The following is a 25,162-nucleotide window of genomic DNA, read 5'->3' as shown; positions in this document are numbered from 1 at the left end:
GCGACACGCTCGGATCCGGGGACGGGCCCGGACGGGGGGGACGCCGCGTACGGGCGCACCGGCGGACGCCGGGAACAGACCGGTGCCGCCGGGGCGGCACCGCCGGGTCAGCGCACGCGGGCGGCGACCTGCGGGCTGATCCGTACGACCCCGGCGAAGTTACGGGTGCTGACGGGGACGAGCTTGACCACGTCCCCGGTCCTGGGGGCGTGCAGCATCTTGCCGCCGCCCCAGTAGATCGCCACGTGCGAGACGTACCCGGGATTGGTGGGGTCGTGCCGCCAGAACAGCAGGTCGCCGGGCTGGGCCTGGGACAGCGGGATCTGCGGGCCCGAGACGAACTGCTGGTGCGTCACCCGGGGCACCTTGATGCCCGCCTGCGCGTACGCCCACTGGACCAGGCCCGAGCAGTCGAAGCTGTCGGGACCCTCGGCGCCCCACACGTACGGGCGGCCGACCTTGCCCGCGGCGGCGGTGAGCGCGGTGTGCAGCTGGGCGGTGGTCATGAACGACCCCGCCGACCAGGTCGTACGGCGCGGCGCCGTCAGCACCGGGTTGATCACGGCGACCTGCCCGCCCCTGGGCAGGACCCGCAGCAGGGCGCGGCGCAGCTTCGCGGAGTCGGCGCGGGGGGCGCTCACCACCAGCGCGTTGTTCTCCGGGATGCCCAGGGCTCGGGCGGTCTGGCGGGAGACCACCGCGTCGATGGCGCCCATGCCCATCGTGGCGTAGGCGCCGACACGCAGGTTCCGCCCGGCGGTGGTGAAGGTCTTGCCCAGCGGCATGCCCCCGTCGCTGCCCAGGACGAAGGAGACGGCGACCTCGCCGGCCGAGACGTTCCTCCAGAGCCGGTCCGAGCGCGCGGTCGGCCTGGGGGTGTACGCGCGGAACGTCGAGGGGTCGACCCCCAGCGTCTGCACCCGCTTGCCGTCCAGGACCACCTCCGCGGCGTCGGCGCGCTCCACGGCCCGCACCCCGGCCAGCCGGGTGATCCTGGCGACCACGTCGTCGCCGAGCGACCGGGGCGCCACGACAAACAGGTGCGGCTGCCGCATCGCGGTCAGCGGCGCCACCGGGGACGGCGCGGACGACGGTGCGGACGACGGTGCGGCGGGTGCGGTCGCGGCCGTCCCGCCCCGGGCGGGCTCGGCCGCGGCGGCGGGCGCGGTGGCCACGGACCTGCGCATCACGACGGTCCCGCGTTCGGTCTCCGGCATCTGCGTGAGGATCACCAGGCCGGCGGCCGGCACGCTGACGGTCATGACCGCGACGACCGGCACGAGCCACCGCAGACGGGCGGCGCGGGGGTCACGGTAGGGGTGGTACGGGTGCCGGGGGCCGAGACGGGGACGGTAGGCGAGGTCCTGACGGGCCTCCCGGATCAGATCGGAGACGCGCGGCCGCCGATAGAACACGACTTTGTTCCCTTCCCCGATGACCCAGCCCTACGAGAGTGCCTCACCCCGCGCCACAATGTACGCGAACCTCGCGAAAAGCGCCTTATTAGTGTTTAGCCGTGTTCATGGCGACGCTGCGCGTCGCGGTGAGGCCGCTCTTATCCGGCTCCTTCCCTCGTCGAGGGGATCGTTCGTTCCTCACGATCCTCCTCTCCTCGGTCCAGTCGCCGGCGCGGCCTCACGGCCGGTCACCGGCACGACCTTCGGATGTGTAGTCCGGCGGCCGTCCCGATACGTGACGATCCGCCGGGACGGAGGTCCCGGCGGATCCGTGGAGGACGGACGCGCGGCTCAGGAGCGAGGTGCGAGACGGCGGGACACGGCGGCTCAGTTGCCGATGTAGGGCACCGCCTCGAGGATCTCCACCGTGTTGGAACGGCCGTTCGGCATGGTGTAGGTCGCCTTCTCGCCGATCTTCTTGCCGTTGATCGCCGCACCCAGGGGCGACTTGGGCGAGTAGACGTCGATCGGGGCGCCGCTCTCCTCACGGGAGGCCAGCAGGAAGGCCACCTCCTCGTCGTCGCCCTCGAAACGCACGGTGACCGTCATTCCGGGGCCGACCACGCCCTCGGTACGGGGCGCCTCGCCGACCTTGGCGTTGTCCAGGATCTGACGGAGGTGGAAGATGCGCGCCTCCATCTTGCCCTGCTCGTCCTTGGCCGCGTGGTAGCCGCCGTTCTCCTTCAGATCTCCCTCTTCGCGGGCTGCCTCGATCTTCTTGGCGATGTCGACGCGCCCGGGCCCCGAGAGGTGCTCAAACTCAGCCTTCAGGCGGTCGTACGCCTCCTGAGTGAGCCAGGTGACGCTCTCGTTGTGGGAGTCGGCCACGGGTTCTCCTTGCTTCCTCTAGGGGGCATGCTGCTTCAGGGGGTTGCGGTCGGACGAATCTCGAAAGGCTAACAAGTTAAGCCCTCCACCGCCTCCCCAAATGTCTCACTATACGAGATAGCAGTACTGGACATCGACGGAAGTGGCCTGGGCACTGGTCTCTAGCCGTTCGGTAAGCCGGACATGCTCCTCACCAGGGGGGATACCGACCTCCTTGTTGCCCACCTCGACATGGTCGACGTCCATGGCCCGGAGACGGCAGCGCGCCGAGCGATCCGCCGGCTTGTACGCCTCGAAGGTGATCCGCACGGAATCGCCGCGGCTGACGTCGAACGTCACGACCTGCTCGAAGACCTCCGTATTCCCCTTCGACGCCCACATCACGTACCCCCACCCCCCGGCGCAGACCGCGCAGAGGATGGCGATCACCACGTGCACGACCAGGCGCCCCCGGCGCTCCGGGCGGTCGGGAAAGTCGCCCGGGCTGCCGAGGACGGGACCGTCCTGACGGCCCTTCTCGGCTTCGCTGGTGGCCATCACGGAATCTCCCTGCACTACCTCGGTGTTATCCGAGACGATTGTCCCTCGCGGGGGTGTCGCCCTCGCGACCGCCCAGGAGAAACTAACCTTTCTTCGGAGTGACGTAAGCCGAGGGCACGCGGGACGAGGCGCCGGAGTGGCGCGGGGGGCACGGCCGGACAGGCCGTCCGCCCGCGCGGCGGCCGGTGACATCGAAGAGCGTGACCGACACAGAGGAGACACCGAGCCCGTGAGTGCACCGCTCAGGCTGATGGCCGTTCACGCGCATCCCGACGACGAGTCGAGCAAGGGCGCCGCCACCATGGCGCGCTACGTGGCCGAGGGCGTGGACGTGCTGGTCTGTACGCTCACCGGAGGCGAGCGCGGGTCGATCCTGAACCCCAAGATGGACCGCCCCGACATCCTGGAGAACATCGCCGAGGTCCGGCGGCTGGAGATGGAGCGCGCCCGCGAGATCCTCGGCGTGCGGCAGCGCTTCATGGGGTTCGTCGACTCCGGCCTGCCCGAGGACGAGAACGAGGCGCTGCCCGAGGGCTGCTTCGCCGTACAGCCGATCGAGGTCGCCTCGGAGCCCCTGGTGGCGGCCGTCCGGGAGTTCCGGCCGCACGTCATCCTCACCTACGACGACGACGGCGGCTACCCGCACCCCGACCACATCATGACCAACCGCGTCTCGGTGGAGGCCTTCGAGGCGGCCGGTGACCCCGACCGCTACCCCGGCACCGGTGAGCCCTGGCAGCCCCTGAAGCTCTACTACCACATGGGTTTCACCAAGGACCGCTTCGAGGCGCTGCACGAGGCGATGAACGCCCGGGGCATCGGCTCCCCGTACGCCGACTGGATCGCCCGCTGGGAGGACCGGCCGCAGAAGTGGCCGGTGACCACCCGCGTCCCCTGCGGGGACTACTTCGAGGCCCGCGACGAGGCGCTGCTCGCGCACGCCACCCAGGTGGACCCGGACGGGTTCTGGTTCGTCTGCCCGCGCGACCTGCAGCGCGAGATCTGGCCGACCGAGGACTACCACCTGGCCCGCTCGCTCGTGGACGTCGAGCTTCCCGAGAACGACCTGTTCACCGGCATCCACGCGGACACGGTCTCGCCCGCCTGCCACTGACACGACCGCGAAGGGGCGGTGGCAGACTTGAGCCGTGATTGCATTCGAAACCGCCCCTACGGGCCCCACGGGTGACGTCAGTCCCGGCCTGCTGGGTTTCCTGGTCGTGGCCGGGCTGGGGTTCGCCCTGTACATGCTCGTCAAGTCGATGAGGAAGCAGATCTCCAGGATCGAGGTCCCCTCGGAGGCGGAGTTCAGGCAGCGGCGGAACGACGCCGGGGCCGACGGTTCCACCGGGCCGGCGGAGCCCCCGGCGTCCACGGGGCCCACCGCTTCTACGGCCCCTCAGGTGCCCCCGGGGCCCTCGGCACCCTCGGCCCCGACCACCGCTCCCTGACCCCGGCTCCGGCCGGGCCGACAGCTTCGAGGACGAGCATGGCCGAGACCACCGGCCCCGGCGCCCCTTCCGGCGGCGTGGCCGTCTCCGACGACCCCGGGGCCTCCCGCTTCGAGATCACGGTGAACGGCACGGCCGCGGGATTCGCCGCGTACCGGCTCCGGGCCGGGAAGATCATCTTCACCCACACCGAGATCTCGCCCGCGTTCGAGGGCAGGGGCCTGGGCGGACGGCTCGCCTCGGCGGCCCTGGACGCGAGCCGGGCCTCGGGCCGGGCGGTCGTGCCGCTCTGCCCGTTCATCGCCGGTTACATCCGGCGGCACCCCGCCTACCGGGACCTGGTCCCGGAGGGATACGCCGACCTCGTCGACGAGGAGACCGCGCAGACCTGATCCGCCCCGCCGCCGGTCGGAAGGACCCGGCTCCCGCGGCCGTCAGTCGCCGAGGGCGTCCGTCGAGGACCAGGCCCGCTCCAGCGCCTTGGGCAGGCCCCAGTGCCCCAGCGGGGTGAGCACCTCGGTCCGGTCGACGATCCCCAGGCAGGCCCAGAGCGGGGTGACCGAGCTGAAGAGCGTCTCGGCCGCGTCCAGGTCCTCGGGCTCGTCCATGTCGACGTCGATGTCCTCGGACTCGGCGATGAGCCGGGCGATCCGTTCCGGCGAGGCCAGCACCCCGGGACCGCGCCTGGCCAGGGCCGCGACCACGGCCAGCCAGTCGGCGTGGTGGATCGCGCAGAGCGCGGCCAGCACCGCGTCCTCCGGGCCGAGTTCCCCCTCCAGGTCGGAGAAGACCTCCACCCGGTCGTCCTCCTCCGGCAGGTCCGAGATCGGCCCCGCGATGCCCGCCGTGACGGTCATCCACAGTTCCTCGTCGTCGGTGGGCAGCGGCTCCTCCTCGTACCCGGCGCAGGCCCGCAGCACGTTGCCGGGATAGCCGGGCCTGTCCAGCATCTCGCGCAGCCGCGCGGCGGCGACCCGGAGGTCCCTGGCCGGACGCTCGGGGGCGGGCAGCTCGGCCAGGATGCGGCGCAGCTCGCCCAGGGCGAACGCCTCCTCCTCGTCCCAGGCGGCGAAGAGCTCCTCGTCCTGCTCGTCGGAGACGGCCGCGCCGGGGATCCGCCCGTCCGGCAGCGGCCCGGTGAGCCAGCGTTCCTGCAGGTCCGCGTACGCCTCCCTGGCCTCCTCGTCGCCCCGGGCGAGGGCGTCCGGGTCTATCTCGCCCTCGGCGACCTTCTCCTCCAGGTGGGCCACCAGCCTGCGGAACATCTCCTCGCCGACCGGCCCGCGCTCGTCCTCCTCGGGCCAGACGAAGAAGCTCCGGGTGAGCAGGAGCGGCTCGGTGCCGGTGGACTCCATCCAGCGCTGCACGTCCCCCACGGTGGCACCGCCGGACTCGATCGCGCTGAGCGTGGCCTTGGCCGAGTCCCAGAACGGGGCCGAGAGCGGGTTGCCCGCCGCGAGCATCGCCCTTCTCAGGTCGGGCAGCGCCACCAGCGCCACACCGGACGGCACGGCGAGCAGCGCACGGGCAACATCACGCCGGGTCAGCCCGGAGGCCGCTCTTCCGGCGTGCGCACAGACGAAGTCGAGATCCACGCCCAGTGAGCCTACGCCCGAAGTGCCCCGAGCACACCATCCGAGGGGCCGTCGCGCCCGTCCGGGGGTCTGCGAGACGTTCATCCGATCCGGCTGCACAATGGAGGGCGGGACACGCGAGAAGGACTGGAGAAGATGGGCACGCACCCCTCCGACGAGCTGGCCTTCACCGTCGATCTGGGCGAGCCGGGCAGTCATGCCGTGGTCCACGTCCGCGGTGAACTGGACTGGAACAGCGCCCCCACCCTCACCACCATGGTCGAGCACCTTTGGGACTTCCTCCGGGACGGTTCCCTGATCCTGGACCTGAGCCCGATGACGTTCTGCGACTCCATGGGGCTCGGCACGCTGATCGAGATCTCCAAGGGATGCCGGGCGCGCCAGGTGCGCTTCGTGCTGGCCGCCCCGCCGCCGTCACTGTGCCGCACCCTGAGGATCACGGGCCTGAACACGGTGTTCGAGCTCCGCGACACCCTGGGGGAGGCCCTGGAAGGGGTCCCGCGGGGCCTTGGGGACCGTCAGGACCGCGGCGACCCGGGGGTCGCCGCGGATCGCCTCTCCGACGCCGACGGCGGCCAGGTCGGCGTCCTCGGCTGAACCGCCGTCCCCGGTCCGGGACGGCGGCTCCGGCCGGGCGAGCCGTTCGGTGTTGCAGGCCGCCGTGCCCGCCGTCGCCCCGGCCGCGGCTCCCGGCTGTTTTCGGCGGGCGGGTCAGGGCATGCACGACCGTATGCCTGATCTCGACAACACCCTTCCGCTGCTGATCGAGGGCTACGGCTGGCTGCCGAACCTCCGGCGCCGTACCGGGAACGACGTGGTCCGCACGCGCCTGCTGGGCATGCGCGTGACGGCGCTGTGCGGTCCCGAGGCGGCGCGCTTCTTCTACGACGAGGACCACATCAGGCGCGTCGACGCCCTGCCCGGCCCGATCAAGAGCACGCTGACCGGCAACGGGGCCGTGCACACCCTGGACGGCGCCGACCACCGCCTGCGCAAGGCGATGTTCATGTCGCTCATGACCGAGGACGGCGTCCGCGACCTGGTCGGTCACACCGTGGCGGCCTGGGCCGACGCGGTGGCCTCCTGGCCCGCCGGGCGGCCGGTCGTGCTCTTCGACGAGGTCTCCAGGGTGCTGACCCGGGGGGTGACCCGGTGGACCGGCGTCCCGGTCGCCGACGACGACGTGGACGACACGGCCCGCGCCCTGGTCGCCCTGGTCGACGGCTTCGCCACCGGCGGGCCGCGGCACTGGCGGGCCCGCGCGGCCCGCGGGCGCCTGGAGGCGTGGCTGGCCGGTCTGGTCCGGGACGTGCGGGACGGGGTGCGCTCCGCGCCGGCGAGTTCGGCGCTCGCGGTGGTCGCCGGTCATCGCGGCCCCGACGGGGAGCTCCTCGACCCGCGCGTGGCCGCGGTGGAGCTGCTCAACGTGATCCGGCCGACCGTGGCCGTGTGCTGGTACGTCACGTTCGCGGCCCACGCCCTGCACCGCTGGCCCGAGCAGCGCGCCGCCCTGCGCGAGGTCGACGACCAGAGCCTGTTCGCCGAGATGTTCGCCCAGGAGATCCGCCGCTTCTACCCCTTCGCCCCCTTCGTCGGCGGCAGGGCCGTCCGGGACCTGTCCTGGCAGGGGCAGCCGATCGAGGAGGGCTCGCTGGTGCTGCTTGACGTCTACGGCCAGAACCACGCCCCCTCCCTGTGGAAGGAGCCCTACACGTTCGACCCGCAGCGGTTCGCCGGTCACCGGCCCGGCTCGTTCGACCTGATCCCCCAGGGCGGCGGCGACCCGCGTACCGGCCACCGGTGCCCGGGGGACGCGATCAGCGTCGCGCTCCTGCGGGCCCTGAGCGTCCGCCTGGCCCGGCTGGAGTACGAGGTGCCCGCCCAGGACCTCCGCATCGCGCTGCACCGCATCCCGGCCCGCCCGGCGAGCGGGTTCGTCCTCGTCCCGGCGCGCCCCGCCGGCGGCTGAGGCCGTCCCGGGGCCGTACCGGAGCCCCGATGACCCACCGGTGGGGCACAGAGGCACCGGCGGGGCGCCGGGGAGATCGTCGCGGGCCGGGGGCCCGGCCCGCCCGGGGACGGCGGCGGAGCCCGGGGCGGGCTCCCGGTGTCGTGACAAAAGATGAAATGATGCACGGATGAGCGCGACCAGACGGAACAACGTCGTGATCACCGGCCCCGAGGACGGGACGCCGGTCATGCTCGCCCACGGCTTCGGCTGCGACCAGAACCTCTGGCGCCTGGTGGTCCCGGCCCTGGCCGAGCGCTTCCGCGTCGTGCTCTTCGACCACGTGGGCGCGGGCCGGTCGGACATGTCGGCCTGGCTGCCCGAGCGGTACTCCACCCTGGACGGCTACGCCGACGACGTGCTGGACATCTGCCGGGAGCTGGGCCTGCGCGAGACGGTGTTCGTGGGTCACTCCGTCAGCTCCATGATCGGCGTGCTGGCGGCGGCGCGGGAGCCGGAGTGCTTCGCCAAGCTGGTCCTGCTCACCCCCTCACCGCGCTACATCGACGACGAGGACGGCTACCGGGGCGGTTTCAGCGAGGCCGACATCGAGGAGCTGCTGGAGTCGCTGGACAGCAACTACCTGGGCTGGTCCGCGGCGATGGCCCCGGTGATCATGGGGAACCCGGACCGTCCCGAGCTGGGCGAGGAGCTGACCAACAGCTTCTGCCGTACCGACCCGCAGATCGCGCGCGTCTTCGCCAGGACCACGTTCCTGTCCGACAACCGGGCCGACCTGGTCAAGGTCACCGTGCCGACCCTGGTGATCGAGTGCGCCAGCGACGCCATCGCCCCGCGCGAGGTGGGTGCGTTCGTCCACGCCCAGATCCCCGGCAGCCGGCTGGTGACCCTGGACGCCGTCGGCCACTGCCCGCAGCTCAGCGCGCCCCGGCTCACCGCGGAGGCGATCACCTCCTTCGCGGCCGGTACCGGGTGACACCGGATCGCGGGGGCGTCCCCCGTCAGACCGGTGCCCACGACCCGTCCCAGGTCGCGCTGTTCAACGCGCTGCTGGAGGACAGCTCCGAGGACCTGTACGAGCACGCGCCGTGCGGCTACCTGTCCACCCTCCTGGACGGCCAGATCGTCAAGATCAACACCACCCTGCTGACCTGGCTCGGCCACACCCGCGAGCAGTTGGTGGGCCGGCGCCGCTTCAGCGACCTGCTCACCGTCGGCGGCAGGCTCTACCACGAGACCCACTTCGCGCCCCTGCTGCGCATGCAGGGCGAGCTGGGCGGGGTGGCCCTGGAGATGCGGACCGCGGACGGCGCCCGATTACCCGTCATGGTCACCTCGGTGCTGAAGACCGACACCGACGGCCGGCCGCTGCTGATCCGCACGACCGTCTTCGACGCCCGCGACCGCCGGGCCTACGAACGCGAGCTGCTCCGCGCCCGCCAAGAGGCCGAACGCGACCGGGAGCGGCTCAAGCGCCTGGTGGCCACCCTGCAGCGCAGCCTGCTGCCCCCGGTCCTGCCGCACGTGCCCGGGATGGAGATCGCCGCGCACTACCACATCGCCTCTCCCGACCAGGTGGGCGGCGACTTCTACGACGTGTTCCCGCTCGGCGACGGCCGGTGGGGGATCTTCCTGGGCGACGTGTGCGGCAAGGGGGCCGGGGCCGCCGCGCTGACCTCCCTGACCCGGTACACGCTGCGCGCCGCGGCCGCCTACGCCCCCGATCCGCTGGAGGTGCTGCGCACCCTCAACACCGTGCTGCGCCAGGAGTACACCGACGACGAGATGCGCTTCTGCACCGTCATCTTCGGCGTGATCACCCCGGACGGCGACGGTTTCACCGCCACCCTGGCCAGCGGCGGCCACCCCCCGGCGCTGCTGCTGCGCGCCGCCGGCGAGGACGCCCGGTACCTGCACACCCCCGAGGGCCTGCTCATCGGCGCCCTGGCCGAGGCCCGCTTCACCGCCGTCGAGACCCGGCTCGGGCCCGGCGACACCCTGCTGCTCTACACCGACGGGCTGACCGAGGCCCGTCTCCCCGGCGGCGACCGGTACGGCGACGAGGCCCTGCTCGCCTTCGCCACCGGCCTGTCGCCCGCCGGCGCGCCCGCGGCCGTGGCGGCGGTGACCGAGCTGCTCGGCACCTTCGGCGACGGCCTGGACGACGACACCGCCCTGCTGGCGCTGGGCGTGCCCGCCCCCGACCGTCAGGTGTGAGCCGACCCTGCGGGCGGAACCGGCAGGTGTGAGCCGGGCCCTGCGGGTAGAAACCGTGACGCGCGACCCGCGCACCTCGCGAGGAGAGCGTACGCACCGCGTAGGAGAGAGGTCATCATGAACCGCTTGAAGGACGCGACCAGTCCCTATCTGCTGCAGCACGCCGACAATCCGGTGGAGTGGTTCCCCTGGGGGGACGAGGCCTTCGCCGAGGCCCGGCGCCGCAACGTGCCGCTGCTGATCAGCGTGGGATACAGCGCCTGCCACTGGTGTCATGTGATGGCCCACGAGTCGTTCGAGGACGAGGGCACGGCCGCGCTGATGAACGAGCACTTCGTCAACGTCAAGGTCGACCGCGAGGAACGCCCGGACGTGGACGCCGTGTACATGTCCGCCACCCAGGCCATGAACGGCCACGGCGGGTGGCCGATGACGGTCTTCGCCACTCCGGAGGGCCACCCGTTCTACACCGGGACCTACTTCCCGCGGCAGCAGTTCCAGCGCCTGCTGACCGGGGTGACGAACGCCTGGACCGGCGACCGCGCCGCGGTGCTGGAGCAGGGCTCGAAGATCGTGGAGGCGCTGAACGAACGGTCCGCGCTGCCCTCCGGGCCGCTGCCCACCCCGGACACGCTCGCGCGGGCCGTACGCGGCCTGGCCGGCTCCTTCGACGCCGAGCGGGGCGGCTTCGGCGGCGCGCCCAAGTTCCCGCCGTCGATGGCCCTGGAGTTCCTGCTGCGCCACGCCGCGGCGCAGGCGGTCGGCGCGGCCCGGGACGACGCGGCCGGGGAGGACTCCGGCAAGGAGGCCGGGGAGGTCGGGGCGACCGGGGAGGCCGCGGCGGCCATGGCCGTCCACACGCTGGAGGCCATGGCCAGGGGCGGGATCTACGACCAGCTCGCCGGCGGGTTCGCCCGCTACAGCGTGGACGCCGACTGGGTGGTGCCGCACTTCGAGAAGATGCTCTACGACAACGCCCTGCTCCTGCGGGTCTACGCGCACTGGTGGCGCGCCACCGGCTCGGTGCTGGGCAGGCGGATCGCGCTGGAGACGGCCGACTGGTTGCTGGCCGAGATGCGCACCCCCGAGGGGGGCTTCGCCTCCGCGCTGGACGCCGACAGCGAGGGCGAGGAGGGGAAGTTCTACGTCTGGTCGCCCGAGGAGCTCCGCGAGGTCCTCGGCGAGGAGGACGGCGACTGGGCGATCGGCCTGTTCGAGGTGACCGGGACGTTCGAGCACGGCACCTCGGTGCTCCAGCTCCTGGAGGATCCCGACGACCCCGAGCGGTTCGCCCGGGTGCGCTCCGCGCTGCTGGCCGCGCGGGCCGGCCGGGTGCGGCCCGGCCGCGACGACAAGGTGGTGGCCGCCTGGAACGGCCTGGCCGTCGCCGCCCTCGCCGAGGCCGGGGCCCTGTTCGACCGGCCGGACCTCGTCGAGGCGGCGCGGCGGGCCGCCACGCTGGTCGACGAGCTCCACCTGGACGGCGACCGGCTGCTGCGCACCTCCCGGGACGGCCGGGCGGGCGCCAACGCGGGCGTCCTGGAGGACTACGCCGACCTGGCCGAGGGCCTGCTCGCCCTGTACGGGGTGACCGGCGAGGTCAGATGGTTCCGGCGGGCCGGGACGCTGCTGGACGCGATCCTGGAGCGCTTCTCCGACGGCGCCGGCGGGTTCTACGACACCGCCGAGGACGGCGAGAGCCTCTTCCAGCGCCCGCAGGACCCCACCGACAACGCCACCCCGTCGGGTCAGTTCGCCGCCGCCGGGGCGCTGCTGTCGTACGCGGCGCTGACCGGCTCGGCCCGGCACCGGGAGGCGGCCGAGGCGGCCCTGGGCACGGTGACCGTCCTGGCCGACCGGCACGCGCGGTTCGCCGGGTGGGGGCTGGCCGCGGCCCAGGCGGCGGTCTCCGGCCCGGTCGAGGTGGCCGTCGTGGGCCCGGCCGGTGACCCGGCGACCGCGGCCCTGCACCGGACCGCGCTGCTCTCCCCGCTGCCCGGCCTGGTCGTGGCGTTGGGCGAGGGCGACTCGGACGAGGTCCCGCTGCTTCAGGGGCGGGGGCCGGTCGGGGGTGAGCCCGCGGCCTACGTGTGCCGGGGCTTCACCTGCCGGATGCCCGTCACCACCCCGGCCGCCCTGCTGGCCGAGCTCGCGGCCGGGGCCTGATGGCCCGGCGCCCGCCGCGCCCCGAAAGGGCCGGGTGAGAAGGGCGTGACGCCCCCCGGCCGGCCACGGCCCGGGAGGGGTCACCCCTCGCCGGGGGAGGTCCCCAGCCTGCGGCCCAGGCCGTCGAGGCCGAAGTCGCCGTCCCCGCCGGGGCCGTCGCCCCGGTCCTCGTCCCAGCCGCCGGGACCGTCGCCGCCGTCCCCGGGCCACTCCCCGGGCCCCTCCCCCGCGCCGGGCCCCCGGTCGGGGACCGGGACCTCCCCCTCCGGGGCCGGGGCGCCCGGCTCGGGGGTGCCGGTGTCGCCGGGCCCGGGGACCGGGCCGACGCCCGCCTGCCCCCGCGGGTCCTCCTGGCCGTAGCCGTGGTCGCCGTAGGGGTTGGAGTAGCCGTAGCTGGAGGGCTCCTTGAACTCCTTGACCGGCTTGCCCTTCATCGCCTCGGTCATGAAGGCACGCCAGATCTGCGCCGGGTAGGACCCGCCGTACAGGGCGCTGCCGTTGACCGTCACCGGCTTGTTGTCGTCGCGGAACATGTCGACGGCCACCGCGAGCTGCGGGGTGAACCCGGCGAACCACACGGCCGCCGACTCGTCGGTGGTGCCGGTCTTGCCCGCCACCGGGCGGTCGGCCAGGCGGGCTCCCGAGCCGGTGCCGGCCTCGACGACCTGCCGGAGCGCGTAGGTCGCGTCGATGGCGGCCTGCTCGCCGAAGGCGCGCCTGCCCTTGGTGGAGCTCTTCACGATCCGGCCGCTCGCCTCGGTGATCGAGCGGATCACATGGGCCTCGCGGTGGACTCCCTCGGCGGCGAAGACGGCGTACCCCGAGGCGTTCTGCACCGCGCTGACCGAGGCCACGCCCAGTGGGAGCGTCGCGGCGCCCCGGTGGGGGGCGAGCTGCTCGGCGGGGATCCCGGAGTTCTGGGCGACCTTGACGACCTTGTCCAGGCCGACCCTCTGGGCGAGGTCGACGAACGCGGTGTTCACCGAGCTCTGCGTCGCCCTGACCAGGTTGATCTGGCCGTAGGAGTAGCCGCCCGAGTTGGGGATGTCGGCCGAGGCGACCCGCAGCGGCGAGTTGCCGTCGACCTGGGTCTCCAGGCCGAAGCCGTTGTCGAGGGCGGCGGCCAGCGCGTACGCCTTGAAGGTCGATCCGGCCTGCACCTTGGCCGAGAAGGAGTTGTCGAACTTGTTGGCGGCGTAGTCGCGGCCGCCGTAGAAGGCCGTGACCTCGCCGGTCGCGGGGTCGACGGCGGCCAGGCCGGTGCGGACCTTGCGGGGGGTGCCCTCGGGCAGCACCGAGGTGACGGCGCGCTCGGCGGCGGCCATCAGGTTCTTGTCGAAGGTCGAGACGATCTTCAACCCGCCCTGGTTGATCACCTCGTCGGTGTACCCCCTGCTCTTGAGCTCGGCCGTCACCTGGTCGAGCATGTAGCCCTGCTGCCCGGTGGGCTCGAAGATCGCCCTGGGCCTGGCGAGGGCGGGGAAGGTCGCTCGGGCGGCCTCCTCGGAGGTGATCGCCCCGATGGCCGCCATCCCGTCGATCACCGACCTCCAGCGCTCCCTGGCCGCGTACAGGTCGGGCCCGGAGGGGTCGGCGAACCTGGAGGGCTGCTGGATCACGGCGGCCAGGTAGGCGCTCTCGGCGAGGGTCAGCCTGCTCAGGTCCTTGCGGAAGTAGGCCCCGGCCGCGGCGTGCACCCCGTCGGCACCCCGGCCGAAGTAGATGGTGTTGAGGTACTGCTCGAGCACCCAGTCCTTGGACTTGGAACGGTCCACCTTCAGGGAGATCATGACCTCCTTGAGCTTCCGGACGACGGACCGCTCCTGGCTCAGGCCGCTGTAGTAGTTGCGGACCATCTGCTGGGTGATCGTGGAGCCGCCCTGGAGCTGCCGACCGGTGAGCGTGGACCACATCGCGCGGAAGGTGCCCTTCAGGGAGACGCCCTGGTCGTCGTAGAAGGAGCGGTTCTCCGCGGCGATGACCGCGTTGCGCAGGGTCTGCGGCACCTTGTCGAGGGTCACGCTCCTGCGGTTGACGCCCTGGCGGGCCAGCACGGTCCTGCCGTCGCGGTAGTAGATCACCGATCCCTGCGCGGTGGCGTCGGGCTGCGTGCTGTCCGGGATGGGGGTCATCGCCCAGACCACCCCGAGCAGGCCCGCCACCGAGAGCACGACAACGCCGAAGAGGACGAGTGTGATCTTCAGGATCCTTCTCCTGGAAACGCTCGTCCGACCCTTCACCACGCGTGACCCCCCGGTAGGACCTATCGCAGACCCCCTGCGACCTGCACGGACCGCCAAGGGTAAACGATGGATAACGGTGTCTGGCCCCTGCTTGGCATGGTACGGCTACCCTCTCGCCTTGCGGGGGACATCGGCCACCAAAGGCAGAACACGGTATGGCACGGGAGTGTCCAAGGCGATCACCGACGACGTCCTGACCACGCCGTGGACGTCGACGATCTGGTCGATCACCCGCTGCAGGTCGGTGTTGCTGCGCGCCACCACCCGGCAGTGCATGTCGTCGCCGCCGGTGATGGTGTGCACCTCCAGCACCTCGGGGATGGCCGCGAGCTGGTCGGAGACCGGGTCGTGCCCGCTGACCTGGCGGATCTGCAGGGTGACGAACGCGGTCACGTCGTAGCCCAGCGCCGCGGGGGCGACGTCCGGCCCGAAGCCTGTGACCACCCCGCGGGCCGACAGCCGGTCCAGCCGGGCCTGGACGGTCCCCCGGGCCACGCCCAGCCGCCGCGAGCACTCCAGCACGCCCAGCCGGGGCTCGGCCGCGAGCAGGGCGATGAGCCGGGCGTCGAGCTCGTCGATCGTCATGGTGTACAGATTCTCCAGGTTGACCGGTGAGTAACTGGGCAAATTGTACAGAGTTTCAAGTCACTCTTGCACAGGTCGCCCAATAAAACAGACAGTATGGGCATGAGCGACATCTTCCCCGTGAACGGCATGGATGCCGTGGTCTTCGCCGTGGGCAACGCCAAGCAGGCCGCCCACTACTACTCCAGCGCGTTCGGCATGCGGCTCGTGGCCTACCGGGGCCCGGAGAACGGCAGCCGCGACGAGGTGTCCTACGTGCTCACCTCGGGTTCGGCGCGGTTCGAGTTCCGGGGCGCGGTGCGCCCGGGCACCGGCGTCTCCCGGCACGTGGCCGAGCACGGCGACGGTGTGATCGACCTCGCCATCGACGTCCCCGACGTGGAGCAGGCCTACCGGCACGCGCTCGCCCAGGGCGCCAAGGGGCTGGCGGAGCCGTACGTGATGGAGGACGAGCACGGCAAGGTCGTGCTCGCGGCGATCGCCACCTACGGCGAGACCCGGCACACCCTGGTCGACAGGTCCAACTACAGCGGCCCCTACCTGCCAGGTTTCGTGGCCGCCGAGCCCCTGGTGGCGCCCCCCGCCGTCCGCAACGGCCGGCTGTTCCAGGCGATCGACCACTGCGTCGGCAACGTGGAGCTCGGCAAGATGGACGAGTGGGTGGAGTTCTACCGGCGGGTCATGGGCTTCACCAACATGGCCGAGTTCATCGGCGACGACATCGCCACCGAGTACTCGGCGCTGATGTCCAAGGTCGTCGCGGACGGCACCCGCAAGGTGAAGTTCCCGCTCAACGAGCCGGCCATCTCCAAGAAGAAGTCGCAGATCGACGAGTACCTGGAGTTCTACGGCGGCCCCGGCGTGCAGCACATCGCGCTGGCCACCAACGACATCCTGACCACCGTCGACCACATGCGCGCGGCCGGGGTCGCCTTCCTGGACACGCCCGCCTCCTACTACGACGACCCGGAGCTGCGCGCCCGCATCGGCGAGGTCCGCGCCCCGATCGAGGAGCTCAAGAAGCGCGGCATCCTGGTCGACCGCGACGAGGACGGCTACCTGCTGCAGATCTTCACCAAGCCGGTCCAGGACCGCCCGACCGTGTTCTTCGAGCTGATCGAGCGGCACGGCTCGCTCGGGTTCGGCAAGGGCAACTTCAAGGCGCTCTTCGAGGCCATCGAGCGCGAGCAGGACCTGCGCGGCAACCTCTAGCCGCACCCGCACCCGCACCCGCACCCGCACCCGCACCCCGCCAACCCGCCAACCCGCACCGCGCGTGCCACCCGGGACGGACCGTCCCGGGTAACGCCTCCCGGGGACAACCGATGACCGCCCTTGGCTTTGCCAGGACCCCCTCGGGGCGATCAATCCGGAACGGCACCGTCACGGCCGGTCACCATCGACCGGCCGTTCCCGGTCCCGCGTCCGCCGGGGAGCCACCCCGGTGGACGCCGGCGTCCGGGACCCGAGTGATCTGCGCCACCCGCCCCCGGGGTGGATGAACCCGCATTTCGTACTTTGTCGGTCGCACGGGCGGGCCGTGTCCGGTCCCGGCGTCCGGACGCTTGCCCGAGACGCCTGATCGGCGCAGGCAGGTCGCGTAGGGTGCCATTCACTGGCTCGGCCGTACGGGCCGGGGAAGGGGGCTTGAGGGTATGGCGTCCAAGCGGCCGGCCACCACGGCGACCACCGCTCTTCTCGGCGTGCTCGGCATCGCCGGCACGGTCGCCTGCTCGGCGTCGAGCGGCCAGAGCGTGCTGGGCACGAGCCCGGCCTCCGCCTCGGCCCCGATGCCGGCCTCGGCCCCGGTGTCGGCCTCGATCTCCGCGCCGGACCGCGAGTCCGGGCCCGGCGCTCCCGGGATCGGCGACCCCGACTTCCCCACCGACGGCAACGGCGGCTACGACGTGGACCGCTACCGCCTCAGGCTGGGGTACGAGCCCTCCTCCAGGCGCCTGTCCGGGGTGGCCGGGATCGAGGCGCGGGCCACCCAGCCGCTGACCGCCTTCAACCTCGACCTGTCGGGCTTCACCGTCCGCCGGGTCACCGTGAACGGCAGGCCCGCCAGGTTCGGCCGCAGCGGCACCGAGCTCACCGTCACCCCGGCGACCCCCGTCGGGAACGGCGCGGCGTTCACCGTCGAGGTCACCTACGCCGGGGAGCCCAAGCCGGTCCGCGGTTCCTCCAACCTCGGCACGTACGGCTTCATCCCGACCAAGGACGGCGCGTTCGTCACCTGCCAGCCGAACGGCGCCAAGACCTGGTTCCCCGGCAACGACCACCCCGCGGACAAGGCCCGCTACGAGTTCTCGATCACCGTGCCCGCCGGGCTGACCGCGCTGGCCAACGGGGAGCTGGTCGGCACGCCCAGGACCTCCGGCGGCAGGACGACCTTCCAGTGGCGCGAGAACCACCCGATGGCCAGCTACCTGGCCACCATGACGCTGGGCAGGTTCGAGCTGCGCCAGGGCAGGACCCCGGGGGGCCTGAAGAACCTGGCCGCGGTCGACCCGAAGTACCGCGGCGAGCTCCAGCACCTCTACGACACCTCGGGCAGGGTCACCGACCACTGGAGCACGCTGTTCGGCCCCTACCCCTTCTCCTCCACCGGCGGCGTGGTCGACGACTTCCCGGCCGGCTACGCCCTGGAGAACCAGACCAAGCCCATGTACGGCGGGTTCGCCCCGGACGACTCCATCATCGCCCACGAGCTTGCCCACCAGTGGTTCGGCGACAGCCTCAGCATCAAGCGCTGGAGGGACCTGTGGCTCAACGAGGGCTTCGCCACCTACGCCGAGTGGCTCTGGTCCGAGCACGAGGGCCGGACCACCGCCGAGCAGCTGTTCCGCAGGAGCCACTCGGCCGGCGCCGACGACCCGATCTGGAGCTACGCCCCGGGCCGGGCCAGGGCCGACGACCTGTTCAACAACTCGGTGTACACCCGGGGAGCCATGACGCTCCACGCGCTCAGGCAGCGGATCGGCGACCCGGCGTTCTTCAGGCTCCTGCGGGAGTGGGCCGCCGAGCACCGGTACGGGAACGTCACCACCGCGCAGTTCCTCGCCAAGGCCGAGAAGGTCTCCGGCAAGGACCTGGACGCCCTCTTCGACGCCTGGCTGTTCACCCCGCGCAAGCCCACCACCTGGTAAGGCGCCCCAGACCCCGTCACGCGGGACCGTCCCCCGCCGGGCCGGTTCAGGTACAGACGATCTTGTATCCGTCCACCCGCAGGGAGCCCAGCACCTCCTCGGAGTGCACCGGCCCCTTGGTCTCCAGCTGGAGCTGGACGTCGACCTCGCCCGGGTGCATGCCCAGCCGCTGGTGCACGATGTCGAGCACGTTCGTGCCCAGGTCGGCCAGCCGGGTCAGCAGCGTCGCCAGGGCGCCCGGCCGGTCCGCCAGCGGCACCCTCACCGTGAGGTAGCGCCCGGCCGCGGCCAGGCCGTGCCGCAGGACCTTGGCCAGCAGCAGCGGGTCGATGTTGCCCCCCGACAGCACCGCCACCACCGGTGGCTCGAAGACCTCCGGGTGGGCCAGGATCGCGGCCACCCCGGCCACGCCCGCCGGCTCGACGACCTGCTTGGCGCGCTCCAGGCAGAGCACCAGGGCGCGGGAGATCTCGCTCTCGGTGACGGTCACGACGCTGTCCACCAGGTAGTGGATCAGCTCGAAGGGCAGCTCCCCCGGCCGGCCCACCGCGATGCCGTCCGCCATCGTCAGGGCGGGCCTGACCTCCACCGGATGCCCCGCGGCCAGCGACGCCGGGTAGGCGGCGGCCAGCTCGGCCTGCACGCCGACGATCCGCACCCCCGGCCGCAGCGACTTGACCGCGAGCGCCACCCCGGCCGCCAGCCCGCCGCCGCCGAGCGACATCACGATCGTGCCGACCTCGGGGAGCTGCTCGACGATCTCCAGCCCGATCGTGCCCTGCCCGGCGATGACGTCCGGGTGGTCGAAGGGGTGGATGAAGATCGCCCCGGTCCGCCCGGCGTGCTCGCGGGCCCGCTCCAGCGCCACGTCCACGGTGTCCCCCGCGAAGATCACCTCCGCGCCGTACGAGCGGGTCGCGGCCACCTTGGGCAGCGGCGCCCCCCGCGGCATGTAGACGGTCGCGCCGGTCCCGACCAGCCCGGAGGCCAGCGCCACGCCCTGGGCGTGGTTGCCCGCGCTCGCCGCCACCACCCCCCGCAGCCGCTCGTCCCCGGTCAGCCCGGCGATCCTGACGTACGCTCCCCGGATCTTGAACGAGCCGGAGCGCTGCAGGTTCTCGCACTTGAGGTGGACGGGACCGCCCACCACACCGGAGAGCACGTGCGAGTGGAGCAGCGGGGTGCGCAGCGCGACGTCGGCCAGCAGCCCGCGCGCGGCGACCACGTCGTCATAGGTCACCTGAGGGTCCTGCATGCGGCTCATCGTACGACCGGCACCGCCCCGCCCCCGCACCCGAGCCCCGGCGCCCCCGGCCCAGGCGGTCGGTATTTCTCGCCCCCGTCGCGATCGCCCTGTCGTCTCATGCTCATCGCCGACTTCGGCGACGAACAGCTCAAGGTCGGTTGATCCTCCGGCCGCCGGGCCGCCGAGGGGCGTCACGAACGGTCGGCGGGCGGGCGGGCGGAGAAGACCAGGACCGAGGCGGTGAAGGCGTGGACGTGGTTGTGGCCGCCCACCGGGCCCACCTCGCCGGCGGCGAAGAACCCGGCCACCCCGCCCGGGCCCAGCGTGTCGTGGACGGCGACGGCGTCGTGGTCGGCGCTGCCGAACATGGCCGAGCCCCGGCCGTTGCAGGAGAACAGCAGGGCGCCGTCCACCCGGCCGAACTCCTCGCGGTGGGCGTCCAGCAGCTCGTACAGGTCCTCGTCGGCGGTGGCGGCGTCACGGACCTGGAAGCGGACGGTACGGCCGATCTCGACGACGTCGCCGATGGCCACGGCCTCCCGCTCGGGGTCGATGCCGAGCACGCCCCGGATCAGGAAGTCCCCGCGCTCGTGCCGTTCGGCGTACTCGTCCATGGCGACGCCGATCTGCAGCCCGGAGGCGACCAGGTCGCGGTCGTCCTCGTCCAGGGCGCTGACGATCTCCTCCAGCCGGGCCAGGGCGGGCTGCCCGGCGAGCTCCAGCAGCAGGTTGTCCTCGGCGGAGGTGACGGCCATGGTCGGGCCGATCGGCCGGCAGCCCTGGCTGACCACGGTGGCGACGTTGACGTCGCCGCTGAGCAGCACCCCCACCGCGCCCTCGGTGTGCACCTGCCCGTCGGCGAAGAGCCGCACCGCGCCGCGGCCCTGGACGGCGTTGGCCAGGCCGCCGATCAGCGGGAGGTCTCCCATGACCTCGGCGGAGCGCTCGACGAAGCCGTCGGTGGGGAAGCTGTAGGGGTCGGCGAGCAGGACGGCCGCCCGGTCGTCGGGGGCCCGGTCGGGCAGGCCGACCACCACGAAGCGGTCCTCGGTCTTGAGCGTGTCGAGGGCGAAGGTGGTGAGCCTCGCCCCCTCCAGGGTGGCGGCCCAGGCGCTGACCGCTGGGGTCACCTCGATCCCCTGGCCGTCCCCGATGACCCCGGTGGCGCTGCATCCCAGCACGGCCGCACCGGGCGCCATGCCCATCGCGCGCAGCCCGGCCCGGGAGACCTCGTCGGGGTCGTCCCCGCAGATGAAGAAGCAGAGCAGGTCCGCCGGCCCGGACAGGCCGGACAGGGCCCGGCGCACCGCGGTCTCGGCCGCGGCGACCAGGTCGGCCCCCACCGCGAGGCCGTCGGCGAAACGACTCGTCATCAGCGCCACTCGTCCGCACCCCCTGTCCGTCGTGTTCCCGTCGCAAGCGCCGGCCGCCCCGTGCCGGAGCCGTCCGGTGCCTGTTCCTGGAGCGATTGTCCCCACTGCCGGGGCAAGCACTCGCCCCGGCCGCCACGCAATATCGGCGGCCCGTCCCGCCCGCGTCCCACGGGGGTCTCCCGCGGCTCCGCAAGGGCCCCGGCGGAAGGGAACAAGATCCGGAAGAGGGAGGAGAGTGCCGGATGGTGCGTTGTGGACGTAGGCTCGATCCCGTGCCTCATATCCCAGAGCCACGTACTCTGCGCGAGCTGCGCGCGAGCGGCCATATTCACCGTACGGTAAAGGCCGAGATCCGTGAGAACCTCCTGGCCCGCCTGCGGGCCGGGGAGCCGCGGTTCCCGGGCATCGTGGGCTTCGACGACACCGTCCTGCCCTACCTGGAGCGGGCGCTGCTCGCCGGGCACGACCTGGTCCTGCTCGGTGAGCGCGGCCAGGGCAAGACCCGGCTGATCCGCACCGTGACCGGGCTCCTGGACGAGTGGACCCCCGTCGTCGAGGGCTGCGAGATCAACGACCACCCCTACGAGCCCTCCTGCGCCCGCTGCCGCCGCCTGGCGGCCGAGTCGGGCGAGGAGCTGCCGATCTCCTGGAAGCACCGGGACGACCGGTACGGCGAGAAGCTCGCCACCCCCGACACCTCCGTCGGCGACCTGATCGGCGACATCGACCCCATCAAGATCGCCGAAGGGCGGACGCTCGGCGACCCGGAGACCGTCCACTACGGGCTGGTCCCCCGGAGCAACCGGGGCGTGTTCTCCGTCAACGAGCTGCCCGACCTGGCCGAGCGGATCCAGGTCTCGCTGCTCAACGTGCTGGAGGAGCGCGACATCCAGGTCAGGGGCTACAACCTGCGCCTGCCGCTGGACATCCTGCTGATCGCCAGCGCCAACCCCGAGGACTACACCAACCGGGGCCGGATCATCACCCCGCTGAAGGACCGCTTCGGCGCCGAGATCCGCACCCACTACCCGCTGTCGGTCGAGACCGAGCTCGTCCTGATCCGCCAGGAGGCCGCGCTCGGCGAGGTGGGCGCCGACCTGCCCGACCACCTGATCGAGGTGATCGCCCGCTTCACCCGGCTGGTCCGGGAGTCCACCGCGGTGGACTCGCGCTCGGGGGTCTCGGCCCGCTTCTCCATCGCCGCGGCCGAGACCGCGGCCGCCTCCGCCGTACGGCGTGCCGCGCTGACCGGGGAGGACCACGCGGTGGCCCGGGTGGCGGACCTGCCGGGGATCGTGCACACGCTGCGCGGCAAGGTGGAGTTCGAGGTCAGCGAGGAGGGCCGGGAGATCGAGGTGCTCTCGCACCTGCTCCGCAGGGCGGTGGCCGAGACCTTCCGCGGCACGCTCGGCGGCACGGACCTGAACCCGCTGCTGGAGAGGTTCTCCGAGGGGGCCCAGGTCGAGTCGGGCGTGACGGTCCCGGCCTCGGAGCTGCTGCGCAGGGTCGGGCCCGTGCCGGGCCTGGCAAGGATCATGTCCCAGCTCGGCATCGGCGACGAGTCCCCCGGGCACGCCGCCGCCGCGCTGGAGTTCGCCATGGAGGGTCTCTACCTTCTGCGCCGTTTGTCCAAGGACGAGGTGGACGGTACGACGGTCTACCGCACCTGAGGGGTCCGCATGAGCTATCGCTACGGTGAATACCGGGACGGGCCCGACCCGCTCGCCCCGCCCTACGACGTCCGTTCGGCGCTGGACCGGATGGGCGACGCGGTCCTGTCCGGTTCCAACCCCGCCCACGCCCTGCGCGACCTGCTCAGGGAGGGGCTGCCCGGGGCGGAGAACCGGCGGGGCCTGGAGGACCTGCTCCGCGAGGTACGGCGGCGCAGGCGCGAGCTGCGCGAGCGCGGCCGCCTGGACGGCACCCTGGAGCGGGCCAGGGCGCTGCTGGACAAGGCGATCGGCCAGGAGCGGGCCGAGCTGTTCCCCGACCCCTCCGACGACGCCCGGCTGCGCGAGGCCGAGCTGGCCGCGCTCCCGGACGACACCGCGAGCGCCATCCGGGAGCTGGGCGAGTACCGCTGGCGCTCGGCCGCGGCGCAGCGGACCTTCGAGGAGCTGCGCGACCTGCTGCGCAGGGAGGTGCTCGACAGCCAGTTCCGCGGCATGCGCCAGGCGCTGGAGAATCCCGACCCGGCCGCCATGGAGCGGGTCAGGGAGATGATGACCGACCTGAACGACATGCTCGACCGGGACGCCCGGGGTGAGCACACCCAGGCCGACTTCGAGCGGTTCATGGAGAAGTACGGGGACATGTTCCCGGAGGCGCCGCGGAACCTGGAGGAGCTGGTCGACACCCTGGCCCGCCGGGCCGCGGCCACCCAGCGCCTGCTGGCCTCGCTGACCCCGGCCCAGCGGGAGGAGCTCGACGCCCTGATCGGGCAGACCCTCCAGCAGGCCGGGCTGGACGAGCAGATGCGCCGCCTGGGCGAGTCCCTCTACGCCCGTCGTCCCGACCTGTCCTGGAACACCCCGGAGCGGTTCGGCGGCGAGGAGCCGATGGGCATGTCCGACGCGGTGGGCGCGCTGGACGAGCTCGCCGACCTGACGCAGCTGGAGTCCGCGCTGCGCCAGGACTACCCCGGCGCCCGGATGGACGACATCGACGAGGACGCGATCCGGCGCGCCCTCGGCCGGTCCGCCGTGGACGACCTGGAGGCGCTCAAGCAGGTCGAGCGCGAGCTGGAGGCCCAGGGGTACCTGCGCCGCCAGCGCGGCAAGGTGGAGCTCACCCCCAAGGCCGTCCGGAGGCTGGGCGAGACCGCGCTGCGCCGCGTGTTCACCTCCCTGGAGGGGGGCCGGCGCGGCGACCACGACCAGGTGGACGCGGGCTCGGCCGGGGAGCTCACCGGCTCCTCGCGGCCGTGGAGGTTCGGCGACGAGCAGCCGATCGACGTGGTCCGCACCGTGGTCAACGGCGTCCGGCGCGGCGGGGGCACCGGCTCGGTGACCCTGACGGTGGACGACTTCGAGGTGGCCGAGACCGAGCGGCGCACAGCCGCGGCGGTCTGCCTGCTGGTGGACCTGTCGTACTCGATGGCCCTGCGCGGCACCTGGGCCGCCGCCAAGCAGACCGCGATGGCCCTCCAGGCCCTGGTGGCCTCGAAGTTCCCCCAGGACTCGGTGCAGATCATCGGCTTCTCCAACTACGCCCGGGTGCTGCAGCCCGACGAGCTGGCGGGCCTTGAGTGGGACATGGTCCAGGGCACGAACCTGCACCACGCCCTGCTGATCGCCGGGCGCCACCTGGACCGTCACCCCGACTTCGAGCCGGTCGTGCTCGTGGTCACCGACGGTGAGCCCACCGCCCACCTGCGGCGCGACGGGTCGGCGGCCTTCGAGTGGCCGCCCACCTCCGAGACGCTGGAGCTGACCCTGGCCGAGGTCGACAAGATGACCCGGCGCAGGGCCACGCTCAACGTCTTCATGCTGGCCGACGACGAGCGCCTGCGGGACTTCGTCGACGAGGTGGGACGCCGCAACGGCGGCCGGGTCTTCTCCACGGGCGCCGACCACCTGGGGGAGTACGTGGTCAGCGACTTCCTGCGGACGCGTCGCAGCCGCTGACCCGCCGGATCCGGGCCTTTCGTCCGCCCACTCGCCGGGGCCCGATCCCGGGCTCCGGCGGACGGCCGGTCAGGCGTCGACGCCGGTCAGTCGTCCGTGCGGGTCGAGCGTCCGAGCCGATCAGGCGCCCGAGCCGGTCTGACGTCCGCGCGGGTCAGGCGTCCGAGCCGGTCGAACGCCCGTGCGGGTCAGGCGCCCGCGTAGACGGCGTAGGCGCCGAGCGCCAGGTCGAAGCCGTCGCGGTGGTGGCGGTGGGAGCGGTAGCAGGGCCGCCAGGCCGTGCAGTTCCCGACACCCGCGCGGGCGTCGGCGACGGCCGGGCCGATCCGCTCGGGAGCGGGCAGCAGGCCGCCGCCCAGATAGCGGGGGTCGGCGAGGACGGTGGGGTTCTCCCGGTCACCGCTCGCGTAGCGGCCGTGGCGCCAGCCGCTCTCCTCGTCCCAGACCAGCGCGTCGCCCCCGGCCAGCCGGATGGTGACGGTACGCGGGTCGCAGGGTCCCTGCCACCAGCTCTCCACCTGATCGCCCAGCGCCCTGACGACGAGGGCGGCGTAACCGGCCGGGCGCTCGCGCCACTCCTCGCCGTACGGCTCGACATGTCTGATGCTCACGGGGCACTCCCTTGTGCCGTCCTGCCCGATGGAACGCCCGCCCGGCACGACCGCGACCTCACCGTCGCAGGTCTCCTCACACGGGAACGAGCTCGCCAGCGATCCT

21 protein-coding genes are annotated in these 25,162 nt (G+C 72.7%); 12 read left to right on the top strand and 9 right to left on the bottom strand.

What is annotated here, in order from left to right; all coding sequences use genetic code 11:
• Positions 1-107 precede the first annotated feature (107 nt).
• The 3 genes from ACZ6RT_RS08365 to ACZ6RT_RS08355 all read right to left on the bottom strand — a co-directional run bounded on the left by ACZ6RT_RS08365 (position 108) and on the right by ACZ6RT_RS08355 (position 2,822).
• A complete protein-coding gene (locus ACZ6RT_RS08365; RefSeq protein ID WP_470152655.1) occupies positions 108-1,415 on the bottom strand; it encodes a C40 family peptidase in 1,308 nt (435 codons plus the stop codon).
• A gap of 369 nt (positions 1,416-1,784) precedes the next feature.
• Positions 1,785-2,285, bottom strand: coding sequence for a transcription elongation factor GreA (gene greA / locus ACZ6RT_RS08360; RefSeq protein WP_344902669.1), 501 nt, complete (start codon positions 2,283-2,285; stop codon positions 1,785-1,787).
• A gap of 108 nt (positions 2,286-2,393) precedes the next feature.
• The gene (locus ACZ6RT_RS08355; RefSeq protein WP_399188092.1) at positions 2,394-2,822 is read right to left on the bottom strand and encodes a DUF4307 domain-containing protein; all 429 of its coding nucleotides are present in this window, start codon (positions 2,820-2,822) and stop codon (positions 2,394-2,396) included.
• A 232-nt stretch (positions 2,823-3,054) separates the two neighbouring features.
• Here ACZ6RT_RS08355 and mca point away from each other — a divergent pair, with 232 nt between their 5' ends.
• Genes mca through ACZ6RT_RS08340 form a run of 3 tightly spaced genes read left to right on the top strand, consistent with a single transcriptional unit; the run spans position 3,055 to position 4,668 of the window.
• A complete protein-coding gene (gene mca / locus ACZ6RT_RS08350; RefSeq protein WP_399188094.1) occupies positions 3,055-3,939 on the top strand; it encodes a mycothiol conjugate amidase Mca in 885 nt (294 codons plus the stop codon).
• Between the two features lie 34 nt (positions 3,940-3,973).
• Positions 3,974-4,276, top strand: a complete 303-nt coding sequence (locus ACZ6RT_RS08345) for a hypothetical protein (RefSeq protein ID WP_470152654.1) — start codon at positions 3,974-3,976, stop codon at positions 4,274-4,276.
• Positions 4,277-4,314: 38 nt separating this feature from the next.
• On the top strand, positions 4,315-4,668 hold the full coding sequence (locus ACZ6RT_RS08340) for a GNAT family N-acetyltransferase (RefSeq protein ID WP_470152653.1): 354 nt from the start codon (positions 4,315-4,317) through the stop codon (positions 4,666-4,668).
• Between the two features lie 42 nt (positions 4,669-4,710).
• On the opposite strand, the gene ACZ6RT_RS08335 is transcribed toward ACZ6RT_RS08340, so the two are convergent.
• On the bottom strand, positions 4,711-5,871 hold the full coding sequence (locus ACZ6RT_RS08335; protein WP_399188100.1) for a hypothetical protein: 1,161 nt from the start codon (positions 5,869-5,871) through the stop codon (positions 4,711-4,713).
• Between the two features lie 135 nt (positions 5,872-6,006).
• Here ACZ6RT_RS08335 and ACZ6RT_RS08330 point away from each other — a divergent pair, with 135 nt between their 5' ends.
• From ACZ6RT_RS08330 to ACZ6RT_RS08310, 5 genes are all read left to right on the top strand, one after another.
• The gene (locus ACZ6RT_RS08330) at positions 6,007-6,468 is read left to right on the top strand and encodes an STAS domain-containing protein (protein ID WP_470152652.1); all 462 of its coding nucleotides are present in this window, start codon (positions 6,007-6,009) and stop codon (positions 6,466-6,468) included.
• Positions 6,469-6,601: 133 nt separating this feature from the next.
• Positions 6,602-7,840, top strand: coding sequence for a cytochrome P450 (locus tag ACZ6RT_RS08325; protein WP_470152651.1), 1,239 nt, complete (start codon positions 6,602-6,604; stop codon positions 7,838-7,840).
• Positions 7,841-8,009: 169 nt separating this feature from the next.
• A complete protein-coding gene (locus ACZ6RT_RS08320; protein WP_399188106.1) occupies positions 8,010-8,816 on the top strand; it encodes an alpha/beta fold hydrolase in 807 nt (268 codons plus the stop codon).
• Positions 8,813-10,057 carry a PP2C family protein-serine/threonine phosphatase gene (locus tag ACZ6RT_RS08315; RefSeq protein ID WP_399188109.1) on the top strand — a complete coding sequence of 415 codons (1,245 nt, stop codon included), beginning with the start codon at positions 8,813-8,815 and terminating at the stop codon, positions 10,055-10,057. The genes ACZ6RT_RS08320 and ACZ6RT_RS08315 overlap by 4 nt, the downstream gene beginning before the upstream one ends.
• Positions 10,058-10,174: 117 nt before the next feature.
• Positions 10,175-12,223 (top strand): thioredoxin domain-containing protein, encoded by a 2,049-nt coding sequence (locus ACZ6RT_RS08310; RefSeq protein ID WP_470152650.1) that lies wholly within the window; start codon positions 10,175-10,177, stop codon positions 12,221-12,223.
• Between the two features lie 80 nt (positions 12,224-12,303).
• Here the strand turns inward: ACZ6RT_RS08310 and ACZ6RT_RS08305 are convergent, their stop codons facing one another.
• Both ACZ6RT_RS08305 and ACZ6RT_RS08300 read right to left on the bottom strand, forming a co-directional pair.
• Entirely contained in the window at positions 12,304-14,394 is a 2,091-nt protein-coding gene (locus ACZ6RT_RS08305; protein WP_470152649.1) for a transglycosylase domain-containing protein, read from the bottom strand.
• Between the two features lie 177 nt (positions 14,395-14,571).
• Entirely contained in the window at positions 14,572-15,051 is a 480-nt protein-coding gene (locus ACZ6RT_RS08300) for an Lrp/AsnC family transcriptional regulator (RefSeq protein WP_399188115.1), read from the bottom strand.
• Positions 15,052-15,153: 102 nt separating this feature from the next.
• Between ACZ6RT_RS08300 and hppD the strand changes: the two genes are divergently transcribed.
• Both hppD and ACZ6RT_RS08290 read left to right on the top strand, forming a co-directional pair.
• Positions 15,154-16,263, top strand: coding sequence for a 4-hydroxyphenylpyruvate dioxygenase (hppD, locus tag ACZ6RT_RS08295; RefSeq protein ID WP_399188117.1), 1,110 nt, complete (start codon positions 15,154-15,156; stop codon positions 16,261-16,263).
• A 443-nt stretch (positions 16,264-16,706) separates the two neighbouring features.
• Positions 16,707-18,200 carry a M1 family metallopeptidase gene (locus tag ACZ6RT_RS08290; RefSeq protein ID WP_399188119.1) on the top strand — a complete coding sequence of 498 codons (1,494 nt, stop codon included), beginning with the start codon at positions 16,707-16,709 and terminating at the stop codon, positions 18,198-18,200.
• Between the two features lie 46 nt (positions 18,201-18,246).
• Here the strand turns inward: ACZ6RT_RS08290 and ilvA are convergent, their stop codons facing one another.
• Positions 18,247-19,455, bottom strand: a complete 1,209-nt coding sequence (ilvA, locus tag ACZ6RT_RS08285) for a threonine ammonia-lyase (RefSeq protein WP_399188121.1) — start codon at positions 19,453-19,455, stop codon at positions 18,247-18,249.
• Between the two features lie 182 nt (positions 19,456-19,637).
• Positions 19,638-20,819, bottom strand: coding sequence for an FIST signal transduction protein (locus tag ACZ6RT_RS08280; protein WP_399188122.1), 1,182 nt, complete (start codon positions 20,817-20,819; stop codon positions 19,638-19,640).
• A gap of 242 nt (positions 20,820-21,061) precedes the next feature.
• Here ACZ6RT_RS08280 and ACZ6RT_RS08275 point away from each other — a divergent pair, with 242 nt between their 5' ends.
• Positions 21,062-22,489: a sigma 54-interacting transcriptional regulator gene (locus ACZ6RT_RS08275; protein WP_399188123.1), complete on the top strand. Its 1,428-nt coding sequence runs from the start codon at positions 21,062-21,064 to the stop codon at positions 22,487-22,489.
• A gap of 9 nt (positions 22,490-22,498) precedes the next feature.
• On the top strand, positions 22,499-24,445 hold the full coding sequence (locus tag ACZ6RT_RS08270; RefSeq protein ID WP_399188124.1) for a VWA domain-containing protein: 1,947 nt from the start codon (positions 22,499-22,501) through the stop codon (positions 24,443-24,445).
• Between the two features lie 188 nt (positions 24,446-24,633).
• Here ACZ6RT_RS08270 and ACZ6RT_RS08265 read toward each other — a convergent pair whose 3' ends face one another.
• Complete coding sequence (locus ACZ6RT_RS08265) at positions 24,634-25,056, bottom strand: DUF6292 family protein (protein ID WP_399188125.1); 423 nt, start codon at positions 25,054-25,056, stop codon at positions 24,634-24,636.
• Between the last annotated feature and the right edge of the window lie 106 nt (positions 25,057-25,162).

The organism is Streptosporangium sp. NPDC050148 (assembly GCF_055586505.1).
This window is presented reverse-complemented; position numbering and strand designations above follow the sequence as displayed.